The following is a 20,363-nucleotide window of genomic DNA, read 5'->3' on the forward strand; positions in this document are numbered from 1 at the left end:
CGTGTCCAAGGTGGATTGTCATTATTTTGGTATTCGGCACCACGGGCCCGGTTCTGCGCGGCGACTTGTCGCCGCGTTGGATCAGCTGAAGCCAAAAAAAGTATTGATAGAGGGCCCCGCTGATTGCAGTGAATTACTGCCTCTGCTGGCTAGCGCACAGATGCAGCCGCCGGTAGCGCTACTCGGCTATGCCGCAGAGTCGCCCGGCTCCAGCCTTTACTACCCGTTTGTGGAATACTCCCCTGAGTACCAGGCCTGCCTGTGGGCTGTACAACAGGGGGTAGAAGTTAAATTCATTGATCTGCCCATTAATATCCAGCTGGCGCAGTTACTCCAATCTGAAGCCCAGGACCCTGAAGCGGAGCAAAACGGCGGAGAGTCTGATTCCCCTGCGGTGGCAGGCGAGCCAGAGCCACCATCTGATACCTCTGATCCTATCGGCCTTTTGGCGAAGCTGGCGGGTTATGAAGATGGTGAGGCCTGGTGGAATGACCTGATCGAGCAGAATAACGATGACAGTGCGGAGATATTTTCCCGGGTAGAGTCGGCGATGACCGCGCTGCGCGGAGAAATAACTGAAACCGCGCCGTTGTCGCAAAGGGATTTACTGCGCGAAGCCTATATGCGCCTGGAAATTGCCAAAGAAAAGAAAGGGGTGGAAGGTGAGGTCGCTGTAGTCTGCGGGGCCTGGCACTTACCGGCATTTCGTGAAAAGCACACAGCAAAAGATGACCGCGCACTGATTAAACAGCTGCCGGCGAAATTGCCCAAGAGCAAAGTGAAAACCACCTGGATTCCCTGGACATCGCCGCGATTGGCGATGGCTTCCGGTTACGGGGCTGGGGTTGCTGCACCTATGTGGTATCAGCATATTTGGCGCGAGGGCACCGGCGAGCAGTGGCTGGAGCTTTGGTTTGGGCGGCTGGTGCGCGCATTGCGCGAAAGTGGACAAGTGGTCTCTACGGCTTCGGTTATTGAAGCCGTGCGTCTGAGTCGCAGTTTGGCAGCCGTTAGAAATCGTCCAGCTCCGGGGTTTGAAGAAATTATTGAAGCCGCTGTGGCCTGCCTCTGTTTTGGCGAGCGCCTTATTTGGCAACAGGTAGAAAGAGAGTTGCTTCTGGGTGAGCAAGTTGGGGCTATCCCCGAGGATGCCCCACTGGTGCCCCTGCTGGAGGATCTACAGCGCTGGCAGAAAAAGACCAAGCTAAAGCCCACGGCTCTGGATAAAGAAGTTTCCCTGGATTTACGCAGTGATATCGGCCTGAATAAATCTACGTTACTGCACCGTCTTGCTGTGCTGGAAGTGCCTTGGGGTAAACCCTCCCATACCGGAAAAAGTCGCGGTACTTTCCGGGAAAACTGGGTGCTCAGCTGGCAGCCGGAGTATGCAGTTAAGTTGGTGGAAAACTTAGTTTACGGTTCCACCATTGAGCAAGCGGCTAACAATAAACTTATCGAGGCGATCTCGGCTGAGAGTCATTTGGGCAAATTAGCAGAAGTGGTTTTGCTGTCCCTTGAATCTCAGTTGCACCGGGCTTCTGAAGCGGGGCTGAAGCGATTGGCCGAGAGAGCGGCTCTGGCCAGTGACGGTATCGAGCTTCTCGACAGCCTGCCGGCGTTAATCCAGGTACAACGCTATGGTACCGCGCGAGAATTAGCGTTGGAGCAAGTTGCCGGCCTGGTAGAACGCTTAGCCATGCAATCTGCCCTGGCCCTGCCGTACGCCTGTCGCAATCTTAACGATGCAGAGTCACTACGGCTGCGAAATAGTATTCACAGCGCTCACCAGGCACTGCAATTGGCAGAGTTGGGTGATGAAGTTATGGAGGACTGGTGGCAAGCCTTCGAGCAACTGGTAGACAGCTCTCTTTCCAGTTTACAGGTCAGCGGTCTTTGTGCGCGTCTTTTGTATCAGGCTGAAAGATTTGATGGACATCGGTTACAGCAATTGCTGGAAAAATCCCTGTCTCCAGCGGTAGCTGCCGCCGATGCAGCACGATTTTTTGAGGGCTTTTTTGCTGAAGCGGTTGAGCGCCTGCTGTACGACCCGGTATTGATGGGAGCGGTACAGCGCTGGTTGCTGCATCTGGACGAAGAAATATTTATCGAGTATTTGCCCTTGTTCCGACGCGTATTTTCCAGTCTCGATGCGATGGAGCGTCGGCGCATGATGGAGCTGGTACTCGGTGCCCGATCTAACCACTCGGTATCCAAAGCCATTAATCCCGAAGTTTTTCCGCTGTGGTCAGAGCATCTATTGCGTATCGGCAAATTAATCCACAAGGACAAGACATGGGCGCAGTAAACGAAGTGTCTGAAGGGCAACAACCCGATGAGGTAACGGTCGATAAAGACCAGCAAAAGGAACGCCGTTGGCGCTTGGTGCTAGGGGCTGATGAAGGTGAGTCCGGGCTTTCTGAGCGGGATATGCGTTTGTCCCAAGCGTTAAGTGCGCTTTATGGCAGCGGAGACTCGGAGTCTGGTAAAAAAGGTCGAGGTGGTTTGTCCCGCTCGTCGCCACAAGTTTCCCGTTGGCTGGGTGATATCCGCGAGTTCTTTCCGACTTCTGTAGTACAAGTTGTCCAGCGCGATGCGTTTGAACGCCTTGGCCTCAAGCAGATGCTCATGGAGCCTGAGTTTTTGTCAGCGATTGAAGCGGATGTTCACCTGGTCGCAGACTTGGTTAGTCTTCGTTCAGTGATGCCCGAGAAGACTATTGAGACTGCTCGCCAGGTCATCAAGAAAGTGGTCGATGAGCTGATGGAGCGTTTGGAGCGAAAGACCACAGAAGCGGTTAGGGGAGCTGTCAATAAATCAAAACGCAGTTTCAGGCCGCGTTTTGCCGATATCGACTGGCATAGAACTATTCAGCAAAATCTCAGGCACTACCAACATGACTACCACACAGTGGTGCCTGAGAAGTTGATTGGTTTTATGCGACAAAGCCGCCGGCTTGCGGACCTGGATGAAGTCATTCTATGTGTCGATCAGTCCGGCTCCATGGCGACATCGGTGGTGTACAGCTCAATCTTTGCAGCAGTAATGGCTTCAATACCGGCAGTGAAAACCAAACTGGTCTGCTTTGATACCGCAATTGTCGATCTCACTGAGGAATTGGAAGACCCGGTCAGCGTTTTATTTGGCGTGCAACTGGGAGGTGGCACAGACATTAACCAGGCGGTGGCTTATTGCGAGGATAAAATTGAACGGCCTGGCAAGACACATTTAATCCTGATTACCGACCTGTATGAAGGGGGGAATGAAGAGGAGTTAAAAGCACGGGTTGCTAACCTTGTTCGCCAGGATGTAAATGTGATTACCTTACTGGCACTCAGTGATGATGGGCGTCCATCTTATGACCAGTCGCTGGCGGAAGAGTTTGCTGCGATAGGCTCTCCGGTTTTTGCCTGTACACCGGATCAATTCCCGGACCTGATGGCAACGGCGCTGCGTCGTGATGACGTTCTTAACTGGGCTGCAGATCAGGATATCAAAGCCGTTCGGCCAAAAGCCTAAATTCTTATCCACTAAATGATGGAGCAGGGGCGACGCCCACTCCATCATTTGGCCATCTCCCTAACTCTCGTTTCTTTAATAAAATCCATAAAATCGTAGCCGTATTGGCGCATATTAAACATAAAACCCAAACTAAATTCCCATTTTATTAGGAATAATTTCTCATGGTTCTTTCTTAATGCTGGATCAAAATCACCTAGGCATGACCCTGGACTATGAATAACGAACACAGCGCTAAGGAAAAATTTGATGAAACTCCCTCGTTCAAGTCTCTATAAAATCGCCATTGTCTCAATGATCGGGATATCCAACATTTCCATTTCCAAGCCAGTGATTGCGGATGATGTTGAATGTGGGGATACGATTACCACATCTGTTACTTTGGATGAGGATCTCACTTGTGATGTCAGCCCTGCTTTAACTGTGATAGGCCCTGATGGACGCCTGAATATGACCGGGTACGAGGTTCAATGTGATGGTAGTGAAGTTGGAGTGCTGTTAGAGGGGCGTGCTGCGCTACTTCGAGGAGGGCAGGTTGCAGATTGTGAGGTGGGTGTTTTAGCGAATGGAGATGGATTCCATAATATTCAAGCGGTATCGGCCACGGCAAATGCCAGCGCTGGATTTCAGTTAGTGAGCAATAGCAACTATATGACAGCCTGTACCGCTCAGGAAAATACAGGGGTTGGACTGATTGTTAGTGGGGAGAGAAATAATGTCTTCCAGAATACTTTTGAGGAAAATACCCTGAGTGGTATCCAGATAGATGGTGATCGGTCATATATAACAGAGAATTTCTGTTTTGAGAATATGGGCTCAGGAATAGAGATTAATGATTCCAGTAATAGCTGGATCGTTGAAAATGCATCGGAAAATAATGGCACTTCAGGTGCAGGAGCGGCAGGAATCTTAATGAATGGTTTTGATCAGCAATATAATTTGATCATTTTAAATGTGGGGATTCTCAATGAAGATTTCGATGCGCAAGATTTAAACAGTGATCCCTGCAATGGTACAAATTTATGGCGAAATAATACTTTTGATACTGTAGATCCTAGCTGCCTGGATTGAAATATACGGATATAAAAAGATAGTGCCACTATGGTGGCTTCGGTAGTGGTGTTATCTTTTACAATTTATATTCCTGTAGCTTGTATATCAATATGCTCCATTCCCCGCTTAAACTATTTTACTAAATTTTGCGGACAAATTTCCCATGGCTGTTACCAGTTTTTGACTCAAAATCAGCATGACATATCTTTTCTGTATTTGAGCTTTATTTGGGAGGACTCTCGTGAGCTTTATATCTCGATCTGTGATAAGCAAGGCATTGATAACTTCTTTGGCGGCTTCTTTATTGTCTGCATCTTTGTGTTCACTAGCAAATGGTGCTGTTGAGTGCGGAGACACCATAACCAGTCCGGTAATACTGGATCAAGATTTGCTCTGCAATGTTACCCCGGCTTTGACTGTAACTGGGCCGACCGGATATCTGGATTTGAATGGTTATACGCTGGGTTGTGATGGAACTACAGTGGGAATTTTGGTCGATGGCTTTGCGGCCATAATATCGGGCGGGGTGTTACAGGATGGGTTTGTATCTAATTGCAATACAGGTATTTCTGTAGAAGGTTCCGGTATTCATAATTTGTTCGGCCTGAACACCTCTGGTAATACTTCTTCTGGTATTGAATTTGTTAGTAGTAATAATACGCTAACCATATCAAATATATCGGATAATGCAGGTACAGGTATTATAATCGCGGGGGAAACAAATAATCTGTTTTCTAATGACATAAGTCGAAATGAAATAACGGGTATACAGGTAGATGGTAGCAGTTCAATAATATCGTCAAATACAGTATCGGATAATACTTTAACTGGAATACAAATTAATAACGCCAGTAGCTGTCTTATCAGCCAGAATACGGTGGAGAATAATGGCACTCAAGGGTCAAATACTGCAGGAATCTTAATGGAGCTATTTGGCCAGACTGGAAACAATATCGTAGGCAATACTGTCTCTGGCAATGTGGATTTTGACTTGCAAGATGACAACTCTGCCCCCTGTGAGAATAACTGGATAGGAAATTCTCCTGATGCTACTACCTCTGGTGAATGTGTGACATCACAGTAACATTAATTTAGTTTTAAATTTGAATCTGAAGGCAGTTCATTATTTGCCTTCAGATCTCTAGAGTTAATGTCTTTGCTCTACAAAAATTTCATGAGACGTGCCGCAAGTCTTTTTAAAGGTGCCTTACGTCTATCTCTATTTCCCATAGGTTTTATTATTGTGTGTGATTTTTTGCTGGTGAGGTTAGCTAAGACTACAAGGGATATATTCTATAGTTATTTTGTCTGCGTGAGATAGCCCAGCCTTTTGGTTGGCTGAGGGATATGATTGTTAAGGTGATTCAAGGAGGATTGTATGGTGTATGAATTTAGGGGATCCGCTAGGCACTTTGTGGTACCTGGTATTTTATACTTTGCTTTAGGTAGTTCCGCCTTTGCGGTTGATTGTGGTGACACAATTACTAGTCCTGAAGTACTTGATCAGGATCTTGTGTGCTCAACAGAACCGGCACTAACGATAATGGGGCCTACGGGTAGCCTAGACATGGCAGAGTACACCCTTAGGTGCGATGGCTCTGCTGTTGGTATCCAGATTGACGGTGTTGCGGCTTTCCTATCAAATGGTGTGGTAACACTATGTGACATCGGAATATCGTTGGATGGAACTGGAGCCCACAATATACAGGCAATCAGAGTAGATGGAACAGATATATCAGGGATCGCTGTTAATAGTAGTTTTAACTCTGTTATTCAGTCAGGAATATTTAAAAACAGTGGCACCGGCATATTTATAGCTGGTGATAATAATAATGTGTCTTCTAGCTCGATCCTAGATAATTTAGAGAATGGTATTCAGTTAGAGGGTAATAACAATCTTATTGTAAGCAATGAGATCAGTCGAAGCACATTAAATGGTATCTTAATTGGTAAAGCAGATGGTAATACGGTTGCCCAAAATACCGTCTCAATGAGTGGGATTGGAGGGGCGAATACCGCTGGAATCTTACTGGAACTTTTGGGGCAGTCTGGCAATGTGATTGTTGGGAATACTGTTTTCAGCAATATAGATTTTGATCTGCAAGATAATAATAGTTCACCCTGTTTAAATAGCTGGGTTGGGAATTCACCTGACGCTACTACCTCCGGAGATTGTGTAACGTCAAATTAATAGCGTTTTACGATAAGTTGATAGGCTTGCAGGCAGTTTAATGGTATCGCCACAGTATTACGGATACTGCAGCTAGTGTAATTGCTGAAAGCCTGATCTCCCTTTAGATTTTCGTTTTCATATTTATTCCTGAGGGATATCCAGTCGGCCAGTGTGGATTGATGTAGTGAGAGGAGCGTTTGGTTTGCTAGGCTGGTTCAGTTATAGAGGGATATTCTCAGAAGTAAGGTATAGATAAGCGTTAATTGTTTTTATGCGGGATTCAAAAGCTAGAAGTTTAATGCCTTGAATCCCGCAATTGTTTTTAAGCTAGTTTATGCAGGCGTCATTTGATGAGCTGAAAATATTACCGTACCATGTGGTTCCTACACAGGCAGGAGTATTATCATCAAATAGGTCATCTATATCATTAGATTCAGCAGTATTTCCTGTTACGAAATTCCCTACTTGCCCAAAATTACTTACTGAAATACCGTATTCATTATTACTGGATGTAGTGTTTAGTGTAATGTTGGTGTAGTTTGCATCTTGGATTGCTATTCCAGAAAAAGTATTATTTCTGGCGGTGCTTTGGAAAACTTGATTGTTATCTCCTGAGATAATAATGCCACCTTCCCCATTGCTGGTGGCGCTTACTTCAAAAAAACTATTCCAGTCGCCGAGAACGATAATGCCATTACCAAAATTAAAGTCATTGATTGAGCCGCTGACAATATTGCGACTGCTACTGACTGACATTCCCAAAGATCCATTTTCTTGCGTTGTAACGCCGATGACATTGTGAAGGCCGCTGCCTTCTACAGATACGCCTATATCACATGATGTAATGATGCCACTGGATGCTTGGCTATTAATAAGTACAGCTGTAGTTCCTTCCAGTAGAATTCCTGTGCCAGCCAGGCCATCACAGGATAATGAAAATCCATTGAGATCGAGACTACCGGTAGGGCCCATTATTGTGATGGCAGGAGAAATCGCACAATTAGATATATCCGCATCCAATACTTCGGCAGTAGAGATTACATCACCACAACTTACGGCTAAAGCAATGCCCGGTGCACTTATTAAGCAGCAGCTTGCTGCTGCGATTATTGATGTTTTAATATTTAAAATCGCCTTCATTGATATATTCCTATTGTGATTGTCTGATATTTGAAGTGGTTGATAGGGTGTAAATATCTCGAATTTTGGTCTTTGTTTGGTTGATGACAATAGGAAGTTGTTCTCATATTTATGGAGAATAATTCCTATTGATTAACTATGTTGATGGGATATGTGCTGGAGGAGTTGGATTTTTATTATTTGGTGTTTTATAGATGAGTTTAAAGGTTGGCTTTTCGGTTCAAATATGCGTAGTGTTTCCATAATTGTTCTTTGGTGGCGTGTCAATTAGTGAGGGCGTGATTTTCTAGAGTGGTTTGTGGCCTGGTTGATATTAAGAGAGGGTGTGTTTGAGAGGTTTCGTTGTATGTGTGTAGTGATGGCGTTAAAAATAATGGATTCGCCTACAGTATGGCTGTTTTCCTAAATAGGGGGGGGAACTTTCTTCCTATATTTTCCGCACTATTCTCCTATTGCTGAAAGTGCCATCGGAGATAAGACTCAACACAGCATCAAGCATAGATTCCTGAAGGAAGCTGGGGATTGAGTCCTTGAGAAGCAAGAGTTTATAAGCATAAATGCTGAAGTTCCGGTATTTGTTTTAGCAAAATTAAGCGCAGCTGATCGTAAATTGCTTTCTCTTAATGTTGTTGCATATGGTGCTAATTAATTTTGTGTGTTGATGCAGTATAAGAATCTTAATTTAGCGACATTTCATATTCTAAGGAGATAAATATGAAAAGGTGTGCCCCGTTGGCGGCTGCGGTCCTGCTTGCTGTTGCAAGTCAGGGTGTTTTTGCTTCCAACAATGTTGCGGTTCAGAACCAAAATGGAGTAGGTAATAACGCGACAGCAGATCAAAGTGATCCAACCGTTACATTTAACTTTATCAGCCAAACCCAGACTGGAGACACTAATACAGCCACTGCCACTCAGGTAAACGGAAATACCGGAAGCACAGTTAATCAGGTACAAACAGGGAATTTAAATACTTCCACTGTTGCTCAAAATTCATCTGATACTGTGGCTGCCGTTATTACTCAAAATGGGAATACTAATATTGGCGTAATTAATCAGGTGGCATCTACAACCAGTGTTGCAACTATAAATCAGTTCAATCTGGTTAACTTTGCCACTGTTACACAGTCGAGTAGTACTACTGATACAGCAGTTATTAATCAAGTGGGTGACAACAACACCGGTACGGTTGTTCAAACCAACAGCACGACGAACTCGGCGGTAACTGCCCAGCAAGGGAATTTGAATGTGGCTACCGTGTCGCAATTTGTATCCGACACTAACACTTCCACATTAAGTCAGTTGGGAAATAGTAATAATGCTACTGTGAATCAAACAGATAATAATAATACCAGTGCTATTAGTCAGCAAAATGAATTTAACACTATTATCCACGCTCAATCTGGCAGCTTTAATTTGGCAAGTACCACTCAGATCGGTTTGACTAATATGGGTTCGACTATCCAAAGCGGAGCGAATGGTGTTGCTACGGCATTACAGCAGGGTAACTTAAATATGTTTACCGTTAGCCAGGTTAACGATTTTCAAAATGCTAATGTTTCCCAGATTGGAAACAGCAATATGGTAATAATTGTGCAGTAGGGCGAGGCTTAGGACGATATCGGAATTCCGGTCCCTGTGTGAGATAAACTCATTCAGGGCCGGATTTTTAGCGGGTAATAACGTCGCTATTTAGAATCGGTAGGTAGCAGATAAACCAACATTGCGTGGCTCAACAATGGCTGCGTAGCCATCTGGGTAGTGGCCACCTTCTACTGCCGGTTCAATAGTGAGAAATCCTTCTTCATTAAAGGCATTGTTAACATAGGCTGCGATGCTCCAATCTTCACCTTCATAGTTAACATTCAGGCGGGCGAGAGTGTAATCGCCGGCAACCCGCTCTTCAGTATTGGTGAAATCACCGTAGTACTCGCCTACATAGTTGGCGGAGAGACCTACGCTAAGCGCATCACTAATCCAGTATTTTGTGCCTAGATTAGCGGTGACATTTGGCGCGGAATTGAGTTCGTTGCCGTCAGCATCTGCATAATCAGCACCGGCATCGGTGATTTCAGTCTCCAGTAGTCCGAGTCCGGCACGTAATTCCCATTGCGGAGTCAGCATTGCGATAGCTTCGAGTTCAACACCATAGGTCTCTACTGTATCCATATTAACAATTTTGCGAGTAGAGCTGAGTGCCTGATAGCCGGAGTATTCATTGAAAAACAGGTTACCGTTTAGGCTGACGGTGCCATTTGCCAAAGAGCTACGTACTGCTAACTCATAAGTGTTAACGGTTTCTTCGTCGTAGTTGTAATAGTCACTTGCGCTAAAATCTAGGGCACCACCTGCTGCGTTGTAGCCTTTACGAGCACTGGCAGAAACAATAGTGTCCTCAGTCAAGTCGTATTGCAAAGCGAGTTTAGGGAGGGTGATGGTTTTATCAGTATCCAAACCTGCAATTAAGAAGCCATTATTGAAGTTAAAATTACGATTTTGCTCTTCATTTTCAACACGCAATCCACTGATCAGATTTAATTTATCAGTTAATGCATAGGTAACTTCACCATAAATAGCGGTGGAGGTACTTTCATCGTCACCAAAATAAGTAACGCTGTTGGAGCTATTAAAGTCTTGCTCTCTTTCGAAGTGTGCAAAGCCGATAAAGCCGTGCAGGGTGTCACTGGTGAGACCAAAGTTTAACTTTGCATCGATGGTGGTGTTCTGTTCGTCCATACGAACATACTGTTGGCTGGTGGCTTCTTCTTCATAGGAATCAAAGCCCCACTGGTAATCCATATAAGCTGCCAGGACTTCAATAGAGATATAATCGTTGATCTGGTAATCCACTTTAACGCTGGTAGTTGTGGATTCAGTGTCCATATCGCGATAGAAGTATGTTTCGTAGTCATCAACACCGGTTAGGGTGTAGTACATACGCCCGGTATTTCCCTCTTCACTGTTAGTGGACACAGTAAATAATGCCTCTAACTTTTCAGTGGGTGTCCACAGAAGCTTGCCTTTCAGTCGCTCGGTTTCCAGAGTGTTCAGGTCGAAGTCAGCGGGGTTGCCCTCATACTCTTGGGCATTACTGATAGTGTCGCCGGTGAGTTGCTGGGCCGTCAGGCGGAAGGCGAGGGTATCATCAACAATTGGGCCGGAAATCATGCCAGAAGTATCGATGTAGCCGTCCTGGTCGCGGTAACCTACGCGAGCTGCACCTTCCCAGTCGAAGCTGGGATCTTTGGTTTTGATAAATACAGAGCCGGCAATGCTGTTACGGCCATTGCTGGTAGACTGGGGTCCACGAAATACTTCAATTTGTTCTACATCCCAAATACCGGAATCACCCGTGAGGTCTGCAACAAATGGCTCGGCGACACCATCAATTAACGTGGAGACACGGGCTTTGGCACCACCGGTAAAGGAGTTAAAGCCGGTGGCTGAACCGTTACCGGACACACCGCGAATATCTGGAGTAGCGCCGGAAAGTACCACCACGTTAGAGATATTAGACACCGCATCGGTAATGCTCAGGTGTTGCATGCTATTTAAGGTTTCTTCGGTAATCACGGATACCGAAGACGTGGTTTCCTTGAGGGAGCGCTCTGTTTTCTCGCCAATAACAATGACATTTTCCATTGCCTGCGGCGCATACTCTTCTTTCTTCTCATCTGCGGCGATCGCAGTCGCTCCAATCGAAGTAAGAATAGTGAGTGAAACGGCTTTGCTGAGCAGGTGGCGTTTATACATAGCGTAATCCCTAGCAAGGTAAAGAAGTCAGGACGACAAGGAAGATCGGCAGCGAATATAATGCTAATCATTCTTATTTGCAAATAGGGAATTGCCGCAATAAACTCTCACTATTATTTGGTCTGGCAACGGCTTAGCTGCACCGATTAATCAGTGCCTGGCAAACAATTTTCTACCACTTTAGTGGTAGTGCTTCTAACCCTTAAGTGAAACTAGAAATGTATTCCTCAGTTTTAACGGGACTCGGCCTATTGAGTTGTCTCCTTGCGTCTTCTGTCTTTTATTTAGGCTGTCCCAATCAGCAGTGGCGTGAGCAGAGACCAATCCAGTTTTACCCCGCTCTTCTCATCAGTTTTGCGCTCCTTGTCATTTCCTGGGCACTTTTCCACCAAAATTTTTCGGCAACGTCAGCTTCCTTTACGCTTCTTAGCACTTTTATGTTAGCGCTGGGATTGCTGCCTTTTAGCGGTGTATTGGACAAGCCGGGCAAAGTCTTGGCAAAGAAAAAGAAGCGAATTCAAAAAGGGCTGGAAGGCTACAAACCCCACTGGTGGATTAAAAGCCTTTGTGCGGTTTTCTTGGGATTACCCATTGCAGTTGCCATTGCTGGGTTGATTGCTCTGTGGGGCCCCGGTGATGTAGTGGTCGACGATAAAAGCCAATTTGTGATGTGGCTGATCACTCCTGTCTGGCTCACATTTGTGAGTCTGGTTTACCTATTCATTAGTGTCAGACGTATGTTGTCTCTCTACCTGGGGCTAAATTTGGTGCTGTTTACCCTGTTGTGGGTAGCGAGATTCGGAGTCTAAGAATATGCGCGTTGAATTGATTAAAACTTATAAAAGCGTGCATACCTGGACCGGTATTCTTGCGGGCTTGTTTCTGTATATCGCTTTTGTCGCTGGTGCCCTGACCATGTTTAAAGGGCCCCTCAATCAATGGGCCCTGCAGCCTGAGACTACCCTGCCAAGTATTTCTATCGATCAGTATGACAGCCTTATTTCCGAGGTTCTGCAGGCGCACCCGGAAGCAGCAAAACAGATGACTGTCCAATTGCCACTGGCGGGTCTACAGGCGGCACCGGTGAGTTGGGAAATAGAGGATGAAAAAACCCATGACCATACTCTCTGGTATGCGAGTTTCAATGAGAAAGGGGAGCTAATCACTCAAAGTTTTACAGTTTCCGCCATTGGCGAATTTGTCGACCATTTACATCGCACTGCCGGTATTCCCGGTGGCGAGGGCCACGATGCTTTTGGTACTTATGTATTGGGTGTTGTGGCGGCTCTGTATTTTGTGGCGCTAATTTCGGGCCTGATTGTTTTCCTGCCCACTTGGTTCAAGGATTTATTGGTACTCCGAAAGGGTAAGAACCGGAAGCGCTACTGGCTGGATTTTCACAATGTACTGGGTATCACCTCGCTGCCGTTTCACTTGATTATTGCTTTTACCGCCTTTGTATTTGCCTTCCATGATCCGCTTTATGGTGCCCTGCGCGTGGCGGTCTACGGTGATTCCCCTATGTTCACTCGCCCGGCGCCAGCAGAGGTGAAGAATTTCTCTGAGTTGGTACCGGTCACAGAGTTGGAAGCTGCGATTCAGGAGCGGGAGCCCAAATTCCAAATAGCGGAAATCCTCTATTTAAATCTGGATACTCGCGGTCCACGCATGCGTGTAGGTGGAATCATGCATGGTGAGGTGGTGCGCGGTGCTGAGTACGGCTATGTGCTCGGTAATCCCTATCAAAGGGAGATTCCCTATAGCAGCTTTCTACCCAGCAACTTGAATGGGTACAGTGGCGCAGTAATGAGTTTTTTCTCGCTGCATTTTGGCAGTTTTGGTGGAAATGCCGTGCGCTGGGTGTACTTTATTCTCGGCATTATGGGAGCGCTGATATTCCTCACCGGCAATCTGCTGTGGATTGAAAGCCGCCGTAAAAAACGCAGAGGGCAGGGGACTCTACCGGTACAAACAACCTCATCAATGGTAATGGCAAAGCTTACAGTGGGCGTTGGTCTGGGTACTATTCTGGGCATAGCCGCCAGTATGCTGGCAGTTAAATGGCTGCCCCATGCGCAGGTGGATATTGAGTTTTGGCAGAAAGCCGCTTATTACACAGGGTTCTTATTTGCGCTGATCTGGGCATTTATACGTCGTCCCATGGCTGCTGCTCGACAGCTTCTTGCCTTCTGTATTGCCACTATTTTCCTGATACCAATTAGCTCACTTATCAAAGGTGATTTGCTGGGGGCTGCTACCCAGGTATGGGCGGTTGACTTTGTTACGCTACTCATAGGTGCATCATTTATTTTACTTTTGGTTCATCTTCGCAAGCGGCAGGCAAAAATCGAAGCGGACAGTGTCTGGTCTGAGTTTGTGAAGAAGCCCGTGATAGAGAATAGTATTCGAGATCCTTTACCTGATACCCATCCACAGGCATCGGGATAATAAAAAGGGGCTCTATTCAGAGCCCCTTTTTTGATGATATATGGGTATCATTGGGATGATTGTTTTACCTTTAGTTCGTGCCTAATGTACCTATAGGCATTGCTAGACAGGCTGACTCCAATTCTTGTGCTTATGCGCATATAAATAAGTTGAATAGCCTGCCCATTCCTTTTCATCAGATTTTGATCCGGATTAAATAGAAAGCGTTTAAAAGCTAATAATCTTTGTATCACTACTTGCTAAATAGAAGGCGCTAATTTAAATAAAGGCGTTACCTCGTTTGATGTGCTTGGGCTTTATTACGTCCTATGGCGAAAGTATTGTTCAGTGTCAATTTGTTTTAATTTCAACCTTTAAGGTATGAGAAAATATTCTTATCGTTAAGTTAATAACCGTAGCTAGACTAAAAAATGCTTCGCCTCCGTTAAAAGTAAAATCTTCGGATGCGAACTCTCTTTAATTGTTGTTTTTATAGACTTAAAGGTTTGGCTCATGAAACTAATGGATGTGAAGCTTCTGGTGTCAGCAATATTGGCTCTTCCCTTTGTGTCAGTGGCTGCGGTGGAGTGTGGAGATACTATTACAACTGCAGAGATTCTTACTGAAGACATATTAAATTGTGGTAGTACGCCCGCGCTAACGATTGAGGGGCCAACAGGAAGTTTAGATTTGAATGGGTTCACCTTGGAGTGTGGAGGTGGAGCTGCTATAGGTATTGAAGTGCTGGGTAACTCTGCTGTCCTCTCAAATGGCATGATTGATGGGTGTAACATAGGAATCTTTGTAAATGGAGATGGATTTCACAGCGTGCAATCGATGACGGTGCAAGATGGTCTCTCTACAGGTATTTGGTTGGTAAGTGAAAATAATATCGTAAATGGATCTACTGTTACTGGCGCTTTTGATCGAGGTATAGACCTTAATGGTGCAAACAATAGTGCGATTGGGAATTCTCTTGTAGATAATCTTGGAGCACCATTTAGTGGAATTACTATTAGTGGCGACAATGCATTTGTTGCACAAAATTTTTGTGATGATAATAATGAAGGTGGAATAGTAATAGAGCCTTCATCTGGTGGCTTGGTTGTTCAAAATATAGTGACAAATAATGGGCAGGCAGGGATATCAATGGAAGGAGGCAATCAAAGCAACTATTTGGTTACCGGAAATATAGCAACGGGAAACCCGGATGGTGACTTGGTTGATCCAAATCCGGATGCTTGCATGTCTACCAATATCTGGTACGGAAATATCTTCGATACGGCAGATCCAAGTTGTTTAGAGTAAGTAATAATCTACAGAGCAGTCGAAGTTTTTGGCTGCTCCTTCACTTTCTAGGAAACTGTATTCAATCTTTTGATGCTAGGCAGCGAAAGTAGAGCACTTTCTTCCCATTAGCACACAACTAATCTCTCATAGAAAAGCATTTTTCTCTCAGCAATACTGTTTACAGCATCGTTGTATCACTCAAGAAGTATCGCAATATTGTTGTTTGTATGCGAAGTAGTTTGAGTTTGGCTTATGGATCTAGTCAATCATCTGTCACCGCTCCCCCTATGTGGCGTGTATTACACGCCACAACCTCAATATTTGTTTTACTCAATGATGCTATTTTCCTGAAAAAATTGTCGTAAAAGCTATTTAGCTGGACTTGTCATCGTTAAGGAGTATTAGATGAACATGTACAGACCTATCGCAGCAGCTGTTTTACTTTCAATGAGCGGTACTGCCGCTTTTGCCGCAGATCACACCTATGATGTCCTTCAGGTAGGGTCGGGTAACACCGCTAACTCGGACCAAAGTGACCCTTCTGCCATTGGTGATACAGTAATCCAAGTTCAGGTGGGCGATGATAATGAGGTGTATGCCACTCAGAACCTATTTACTTCCTTTAGTTTGATTCAGCAATCACAGGTAGGTGATAGTAACTATATTGAGGCAACTCAGGCAGGCTCTGTATTATCAAGCATTTTAGTGGAGCAGATTGGGAATAATAACTCAGCGACACCTGCGCAGGAGTTTGCCGAGTTAAGTACTATTTTGATAGTGCAAATTGGGGATAATCATGAAGCCTCATTTACTCAAACAAATACACTGAATGAATTTATTAGTATTGTTCAGGTGGGAGATACCAACGCTCTGAGTGTATCGCAGACTGGCTCGGCAGCAAACTCTATCTCTATGCATCAAGAAGGTAGTGCGCAGAATGCGGCAGTGACACAAACTGCAAGCGTAGGGAATAGTATTACCACTGAGCAATATGGAAGTTCCAATACGTTAAATATAAGTCATATTCTTGCCTTTGATTCTACTGCAATTGTGGTTCAGGATGGCACAGGTAATAGCGCAAATACTCTGCAGCAATCTATCGGGCACTACAGTGAAATTCGCCAGGAAGGCGAAGGCCTGGAAGCCTGGCACTCTCAGTCCGGTGTCTACAACGAGGCATACACTCAGCAATTTGGTGAATCAAATAGTGTAGACATTACTCAAAGTGGAGAATTTAGTGTTGTTTCTACGGAACAGCATGGCAGCACCAATACTGCTGAAATCGATCAGGCAGGTGCCTTTAATAGTGTAGATATTATGCAATTAGGGGGATCAGGAAACTCTGTAATGGTCACTCAGCTGGCTAGCTTTAATGCCAGTTCCACTTCCCAGCTAGGAAACTCAAATCAGATCACTCTTACACAAGCCAACGCTAATAATACTGTGTCTACTACTCAAGTAGGGGACGGTAATGTGGGTCTGTTGACTCAGTAAATGATAGGTTCGAGTGCTGAAGTGATAAGGGGCATATCTGTCACGCTCTTTGGCTCTGCAAAAAATTAGCGGCGGCAAGCCTAATTGCCTGCTGCTTTAAGGAGTTAGTAATGAATTCGTTTAAGCCTATTTCGGTGGGTATTTTAGCTGCGATGGTTAGCGCTTTTTCAGTGGCTGCTGATAACACTTATGAGCTTATCCAAATTGGTAATGGTAATACCGCGTCAGCGGATCAGAGTGAGATAACGGTAGTTGGCAGTACCGTCATTCAGGTACAAATTGGCAATTCTAATAATGCTCAGGTAACACAGGAAGGCTTGACTATATCTAGTACAGTTATCCAGCGACAAGTTGGTACCGCCAATATGTCAGATGTGCTGCAGGAAGGTGCGATATCTACGACCTCTACAGTTGCTCAATATGGAGAAAGTAATACTGGTAATTCCCAGCAGTTTGATACGGAGGGAGATGTAAGTGATATTTTCCAGGCGGGTTCCAGTAATACCATGTTCGTTGAACAAGCGAGTAGTTTTAATAATTCCATAAGTATTAACCAGGTAGGGGTTAATAATAATGGGTTTGGCTCTCAGGCGGATGCATCTGGTAATGTGGGAGTGATGGTTCAGACGGGTGAAAACCTCAGCTTTTTTATGAGTCAGAACGCTGGTGCGATGAATACTGCAACAGGTTTTCAGGCTGGTAACTTACTCTCAATGTCTCTTAGCCAGAATTTTGCCTCAGCATCTAATTCTGTAGGGATTCAAGCAGGTGGGAATAATAATATTGCGATTTCGAGTCAGGTAGGTTTAGGACATGATAGTTTTATTTTTCAAAATGGAACCAACCTTGGAGCCGAAACTGAGCAAACGGGGCTATTTAGTACAGCGTATACGGAGCAGTTTGGTGGAATAAACACGGCTATAACGATACAGACCGTTGGGTTTAACACTGCAGAAACACTCCAGTTTAGTGGTTTACTTAATGAATCTTTGATATTGCAGTTTGGCGGATTTAATACAGCGGCTGCTGTTCAAACAGGAGCCAGCAATTCTACAAGGCTTAGCCAAACAACAGCCGGAAACCTTGCAGGTTCTGCCCAGTATGGTGATAACAATACGGTATTGGGACTTCAGTAACTTGTTGATTTAAGTTCATTAGGAGGTCCAGTCTCCCTTATTATATGGGGAGGCTGTCTAAAACTCACAATATGAGACGATTTTTTTCCTCCCAAAGGGTTTAGTGATGACTAAATTTGAGCCTCTCTCGGTAGGTGTGTTACTTGTGATAGTCAGTATATCCTCTGTAGCTGCCGATAACACCTATGACCTCATTCAAGTGGGGTCAGGAAATACAGCAATGGGTGAGCAAAGCGATCCCAGTGTTACCAATAGTCTAATTAGCCAAACGCAAATAGGGAATAACAATAATACTACTGGAGAGCAGCAATCATTTACCGAATCTAGCGAAATAGTTGTAGTTCAGTTGGGTCAAGGTAATACTGCAGAAGTTGAGCAAAGCGCTTCTGTTTTAACCAGTGTCACAGTTACACAGATTGGTTCGAGTAATATTTCAAGTATTTCACAAGATGGGGTCTTACTATCTATCATTGATTCCGTACAGCTAGGAGACGGTAATGTCAACGGTCTTGTTCAAGATAGCACTTTAGGAAGTATTATAAATATCGTGAGCATTGGTGATGGTAATACTGCTAATGTGATACAAAATTCCAGTGTGGATATTTCTGCCAGCGGAATAACTTTAGGTGATTCAAGTAATATAACAATTACCCAGGAATCTGGTCAGGTCAGTTCGGCAAGTGGATTTCAGTTTGGGTCAATGAATACTCTATCACTTACCCAGAACGGTGGGGCTGGTAATAATGAGGTTACAGTGCAAACGGGAAATGCACTAAATGCTCAGGCATTTCAGGTTTCTGCTTATGGTTCTCGTTCATTCATCTATCAAAATAATAATAATAATTCTTTTGAAAGTCGTCAGGAAAATGTGGGTAACGTTAGTATTGGATTCCAAAATGGAACCAGCTTAGAAGGGATTCAGAATCAGATAGGTAACTTTAGTAGGGGGTTTATCCAGCAATTTGGTGGACTGAACTTTGCTGAGCTTGCTCAGGGCGGTGATTTTAGCACTTCAGATATCTTGCAGTTTAGCGGGATTCTCAATAATGCAGTTGTTGTGCAGCTGGATGCATTTAATACTGCCGGTGCGACACAGACCGGTGATACAAACTCTACACGTCTCAGTCAGGCTACAGTAGGAAATTTTGCTACCTCTGCACAGTTTGGTGATGGTAATACTGTGCTGGGACTTCAGTAATCTTGCGGAGCTTTTATAGCTGGATCAAGGATGAGCAGTTTGCTGGATTGGCGCTATAAATTTGATGTCGAAAATTGTGCTTGGTTAATCCTCTTAAAGGAGTGTTAGATGAATAAGTGCAAACCCATTGGTGTAGGTTTTATATTGATGTTGGCTGGAGTGGTAGCTGCAGCCACTGATAATACCTACGAACTTATTCAAATCGGTGATGATAATATGGCTTCGACTGATCATAGTGATGCAGTCGTAGTGGACAGTACGATAATTCAAGTGCAAATTGGTAGTAATAATGACGGAGAGGTGATCCGGAGCGGACTAGTAGTGTCAAGTAGTATCGTTCAAGTCGAAATTGGAGATTCAAACTCAGCAGCTTCTCTTCAAGGGAATACTATTTTTACATCTTCGACAATTAATTTGATTGGGGATAATAATTTTGGCTCTTCGTTGCAGTTTGAGTCTATAGGTAGCTCAAGCTCAATTGTACAAGTGGGTTCTTCTAACCGAGTAATGGTGGATCACCAAAACAGTATTGATGATTCTTCTAGTGTAACTCAGATAGGGGTTAATAATAATGGTTCTACTGCGCAAAGAGATGGTGCTGGCAATCAGGGGGTTATGATTCAAGTAGGGGGGAATCTCTCTTACCTTATTAATCAATTTATGGGGTCAGCGAATACTGCAACAGGTTTTCAGGCGGGCAACTTGCTGGAATTGGTTATCGAGCAAAATTCGGCTTCACTATCTAATGCTGTCATTATACAGGCGGGAGGAAATAACAACTTTGCTCAATCTACCCAGGGGGATTTAGGGCATGATAGCTTTATACTACAGAATGGAACCAGTCTTGAGACTGTACATGAACAGGTTGGTGCTTTTAATACTGCATATACAGAGCAATTTGGTGGAATAAATACCGCTGAAACTGTGCAAGGTGTAGGGTTTAACTCTGCTGAAACACTTCAGTTTAGTGGCTTGCTAAATGAATCGTTAATCGTACAGTTGGAGGTATTTAATACAGCGGCTGCCGTACAAACCGGGGTTGGTAATTCTACTCGGCTTAGTCAAACTACGGTTGGGAACTTAGCTGCTTCCGCCCAGTATGGTGACAATAATACAGTTTTGGGGCTTCAGTAATTGATATTATCAGACGAAAGGGAGTATTCGGTAATGAAGTACGGTTCTCTAA

At 44.6% G+C, this 20,363-nt stretch carries 15 protein-coding genes; 13 read left to right on the forward strand and 2 right to left on the reverse strand.

Features of this window, described 5'->3' with window-relative positions; all coding sequences use genetic code 11:
• The first annotated feature begins 1 nt into the window (after position 1).
• The 5 genes from ACG1BZ_RS06075 (at position 2) to ACG1BZ_RS06095 (ending at position 6,760) form a co-directional block, all read left to right on the forward strand.
• Positions 2–2,305 carry a DUF5682 family protein gene (locus tag ACG1BZ_RS06075; RefSeq protein WP_413664830.1) on the forward strand — a complete coding sequence of 768 codons (2,304 nt, stop codon included), beginning with the start codon at positions 2–4 and terminating at the stop codon, positions 2,303–2,305.
• A complete protein-coding gene (locus tag ACG1BZ_RS06080; RefSeq protein ID WP_413664831.1) occupies positions 2,293–3,516 on the forward strand; it encodes a VWA domain-containing protein in 1,224 nt (407 codons plus the stop codon). Before ACG1BZ_RS06075 ends, ACG1BZ_RS06080 begins: the two co-directional genes overlap by 13 nt.
• Positions 3,517–3,765: 249 nt before the next feature.
• The gene (locus ACG1BZ_RS06085; RefSeq protein WP_413664832.1) at positions 3,766–4,587 is read left to right on the forward strand and encodes a right-handed parallel beta-helix repeat-containing protein; all 822 of its coding nucleotides are present in this window, start codon (positions 3,766–3,768) and stop codon (positions 4,585–4,587) included.
• Positions 4,588–4,810: 223 nt separating this feature from the next.
• Complete coding sequence (locus ACG1BZ_RS06090) at positions 4,811–5,653, forward strand: right-handed parallel beta-helix repeat-containing protein (protein WP_413664833.1); 843 nt, start codon at positions 4,811–4,813, stop codon at positions 5,651–5,653.
• A 294-nt stretch (positions 5,654–5,947) separates the two neighbouring features.
• A complete protein-coding gene (locus ACG1BZ_RS06095; RefSeq protein ID WP_413664834.1) occupies positions 5,948–6,760 on the forward strand; it encodes a NosD domain-containing protein in 813 nt (270 codons plus the stop codon).
• A gap of 309 nt (positions 6,761–7,069) precedes the next feature.
• Here the strand turns inward: ACG1BZ_RS06095 and ACG1BZ_RS06100 are convergent, their stop codons facing one another.
• Positions 7,070–7,882, reverse strand: coding sequence for a NosD domain-containing protein (locus tag ACG1BZ_RS06100; RefSeq protein ID WP_413664835.1), 813 nt, complete (start codon positions 7,880–7,882; stop codon positions 7,070–7,072).
• 732 nt (positions 7,883–8,614) lie between these two features.
• On the opposite strand from ACG1BZ_RS06100, the gene ACG1BZ_RS06105 reads away from it, so the two are divergent.
• Positions 8,615–9,481 (forward strand): hypothetical protein, encoded by an 867-nt coding sequence (locus ACG1BZ_RS06105; protein WP_413664836.1) that lies wholly within the window; start codon positions 8,615–8,617, stop codon positions 9,479–9,481.
• 90 nt (positions 9,482–9,571) lie between these two features.
• Here the strand turns inward: ACG1BZ_RS06105 and ACG1BZ_RS06110 are convergent, their stop codons facing one another.
• The gene (locus ACG1BZ_RS06110; RefSeq protein ID WP_413664837.1) at positions 9,572–11,632 is read right to left on the reverse strand and encodes a TonB-dependent receptor; all 2,061 of its coding nucleotides are present in this window, start codon (positions 11,630–11,632) and stop codon (positions 9,572–9,574) included.
• Positions 11,633–12,069: 437 nt separating this feature from the next.
• Here ACG1BZ_RS06110 and ACG1BZ_RS06115 point away from each other — a divergent pair, with 437 nt between their 5' ends.
• The 7 genes from ACG1BZ_RS06115 to ACG1BZ_RS06145 all read left to right on the forward strand — a co-directional run bounded on the left by ACG1BZ_RS06115 (position 12,070) and on the right by ACG1BZ_RS06145 (position 20,311).
• On the forward strand, positions 12,070–12,441 hold the full coding sequence (locus ACG1BZ_RS06115; protein ID WP_413664838.1) for a hypothetical protein: 372 nt from the start codon (positions 12,070–12,072) through the stop codon (positions 12,439–12,441).
• A gap of 4 nt (positions 12,442–12,445) precedes the next feature.
• The gene (locus ACG1BZ_RS06120) at positions 12,446–14,080 is read left to right on the forward strand and encodes a PepSY-associated TM helix domain-containing protein (RefSeq protein ID WP_413664839.1); all 1,635 of its coding nucleotides are present in this window, start codon (positions 12,446–12,448) and stop codon (positions 14,078–14,080) included.
• A 492-nt stretch (positions 14,081–14,572) separates the two neighbouring features.
• Positions 14,573–15,367, forward strand: coding sequence for a right-handed parallel beta-helix repeat-containing protein (locus tag ACG1BZ_RS06125; RefSeq protein ID WP_413664840.1), 795 nt, complete (start codon positions 14,573–14,575; stop codon positions 15,365–15,367).
• Positions 15,368–15,754: 387 nt separating this feature from the next.
• Positions 15,755–16,843 (forward strand): hypothetical protein, encoded by a 1,089-nt coding sequence (locus tag ACG1BZ_RS06130; protein ID WP_413664841.1) that lies wholly within the window; start codon positions 15,755–15,757, stop codon positions 16,841–16,843.
• A 110-nt stretch (positions 16,844–16,953) separates the two neighbouring features.
• Entirely contained in the window at positions 16,954–17,979 is a 1,026-nt protein-coding gene (locus tag ACG1BZ_RS06135; protein WP_413664842.1) for a hypothetical protein, read from the forward strand.
• Between the two features lie 106 nt (positions 17,980–18,085).
• Positions 18,086–19,177, forward strand: coding sequence for a hypothetical protein (locus tag ACG1BZ_RS06140; protein ID WP_413664843.1), 1,092 nt, complete (start codon positions 18,086–18,088; stop codon positions 19,175–19,177).
• Between the two features lie 108 nt (positions 19,178–19,285).
• A complete protein-coding gene (locus ACG1BZ_RS06145) occupies positions 19,286–20,311 on the forward strand; it encodes a hypothetical protein (RefSeq protein ID WP_413664844.1) in 1,026 nt (341 codons plus the stop codon).
• Positions 20,312–20,363: the final 52 nt, after the last annotated feature.

Source organism: Microbulbifer sp. CNSA002 (assembly GCF_047324085.1).
Lineage (GTDB): Bacteria > Pseudomonadota > Gammaproteobacteria > Pseudomonadales > Cellvibrionaceae > Microbulbifer.

Excerpts from the sequence above, each read along its gene's own strand:
- ACG1BZ_RS06080 (WP_413664831.1), top strand. The coding sequence starts at position 2,293 with ATGGGCGCAGTAAACGAAGTGTCTGAAGGGCAACAACCCGATGAGGTA.
- ACG1BZ_RS06085 (WP_413664832.1), top strand. The coding sequence starts at position 3,766 with ATGAAACTCCCTCGTTCAAGTCTCTATAAAATCGCCATTGTCTCAATG.
- ACG1BZ_RS06095 (WP_413664834.1), top strand. The coding sequence starts at position 5,948 with ATGGTGTATGAATTTAGGGGATCCGCTAGGCACTTTGTGGTACCTGGT.
- ACG1BZ_RS06100 (WP_413664835.1), bottom strand. The coding sequence starts at position 7,882 with ATGAAGGCGATTTTAAATATTAAAACATCAATAATCGCAGCAGCAAGC.
- ACG1BZ_RS06110 (WP_413664837.1), bottom strand. The coding sequence starts at position 11,632 with ATGTATAAACGCCACCTGCTCAGCAAAGCCGTTTCACTCACTATTCTT.
- ACG1BZ_RS06115 (WP_413664838.1), top strand. The coding sequence starts at position 12,070 with ATGTTAGCGCTGGGATTGCTGCCTTTTAGCGGTGTATTGGACAAGCCG.
- ACG1BZ_RS06120 (WP_413664839.1), top strand. The coding sequence starts at position 12,446 with ATGCGCGTTGAATTGATTAAAACTTATAAAAGCGTGCATACCTGGACC.
- ACG1BZ_RS06125 (WP_413664840.1), top strand. The coding sequence starts at position 14,573 with ATGAAACTAATGGATGTGAAGCTTCTGGTGTCAGCAATATTGGCTCTT.
- ACG1BZ_RS06130 (WP_413664841.1), top strand. The coding sequence starts at position 15,755 with ATGAACATGTACAGACCTATCGCAGCAGCTGTTTTACTTTCAATGAGC.
- ACG1BZ_RS06135 (WP_413664842.1), top strand. The coding sequence starts at position 16,954 with ATGAATTCGTTTAAGCCTATTTCGGTGGGTATTTTAGCTGCGATGGTT.
- ACG1BZ_RS06140 (WP_413664843.1), top strand. The coding sequence starts at position 18,086 with ATGACTAAATTTGAGCCTCTCTCGGTAGGTGTGTTACTTGTGATAGTC.
- ACG1BZ_RS06145 (WP_413664844.1), top strand. The coding sequence starts at position 19,286 with ATGAATAAGTGCAAACCCATTGGTGTAGGTTTTATATTGATGTTGGCT.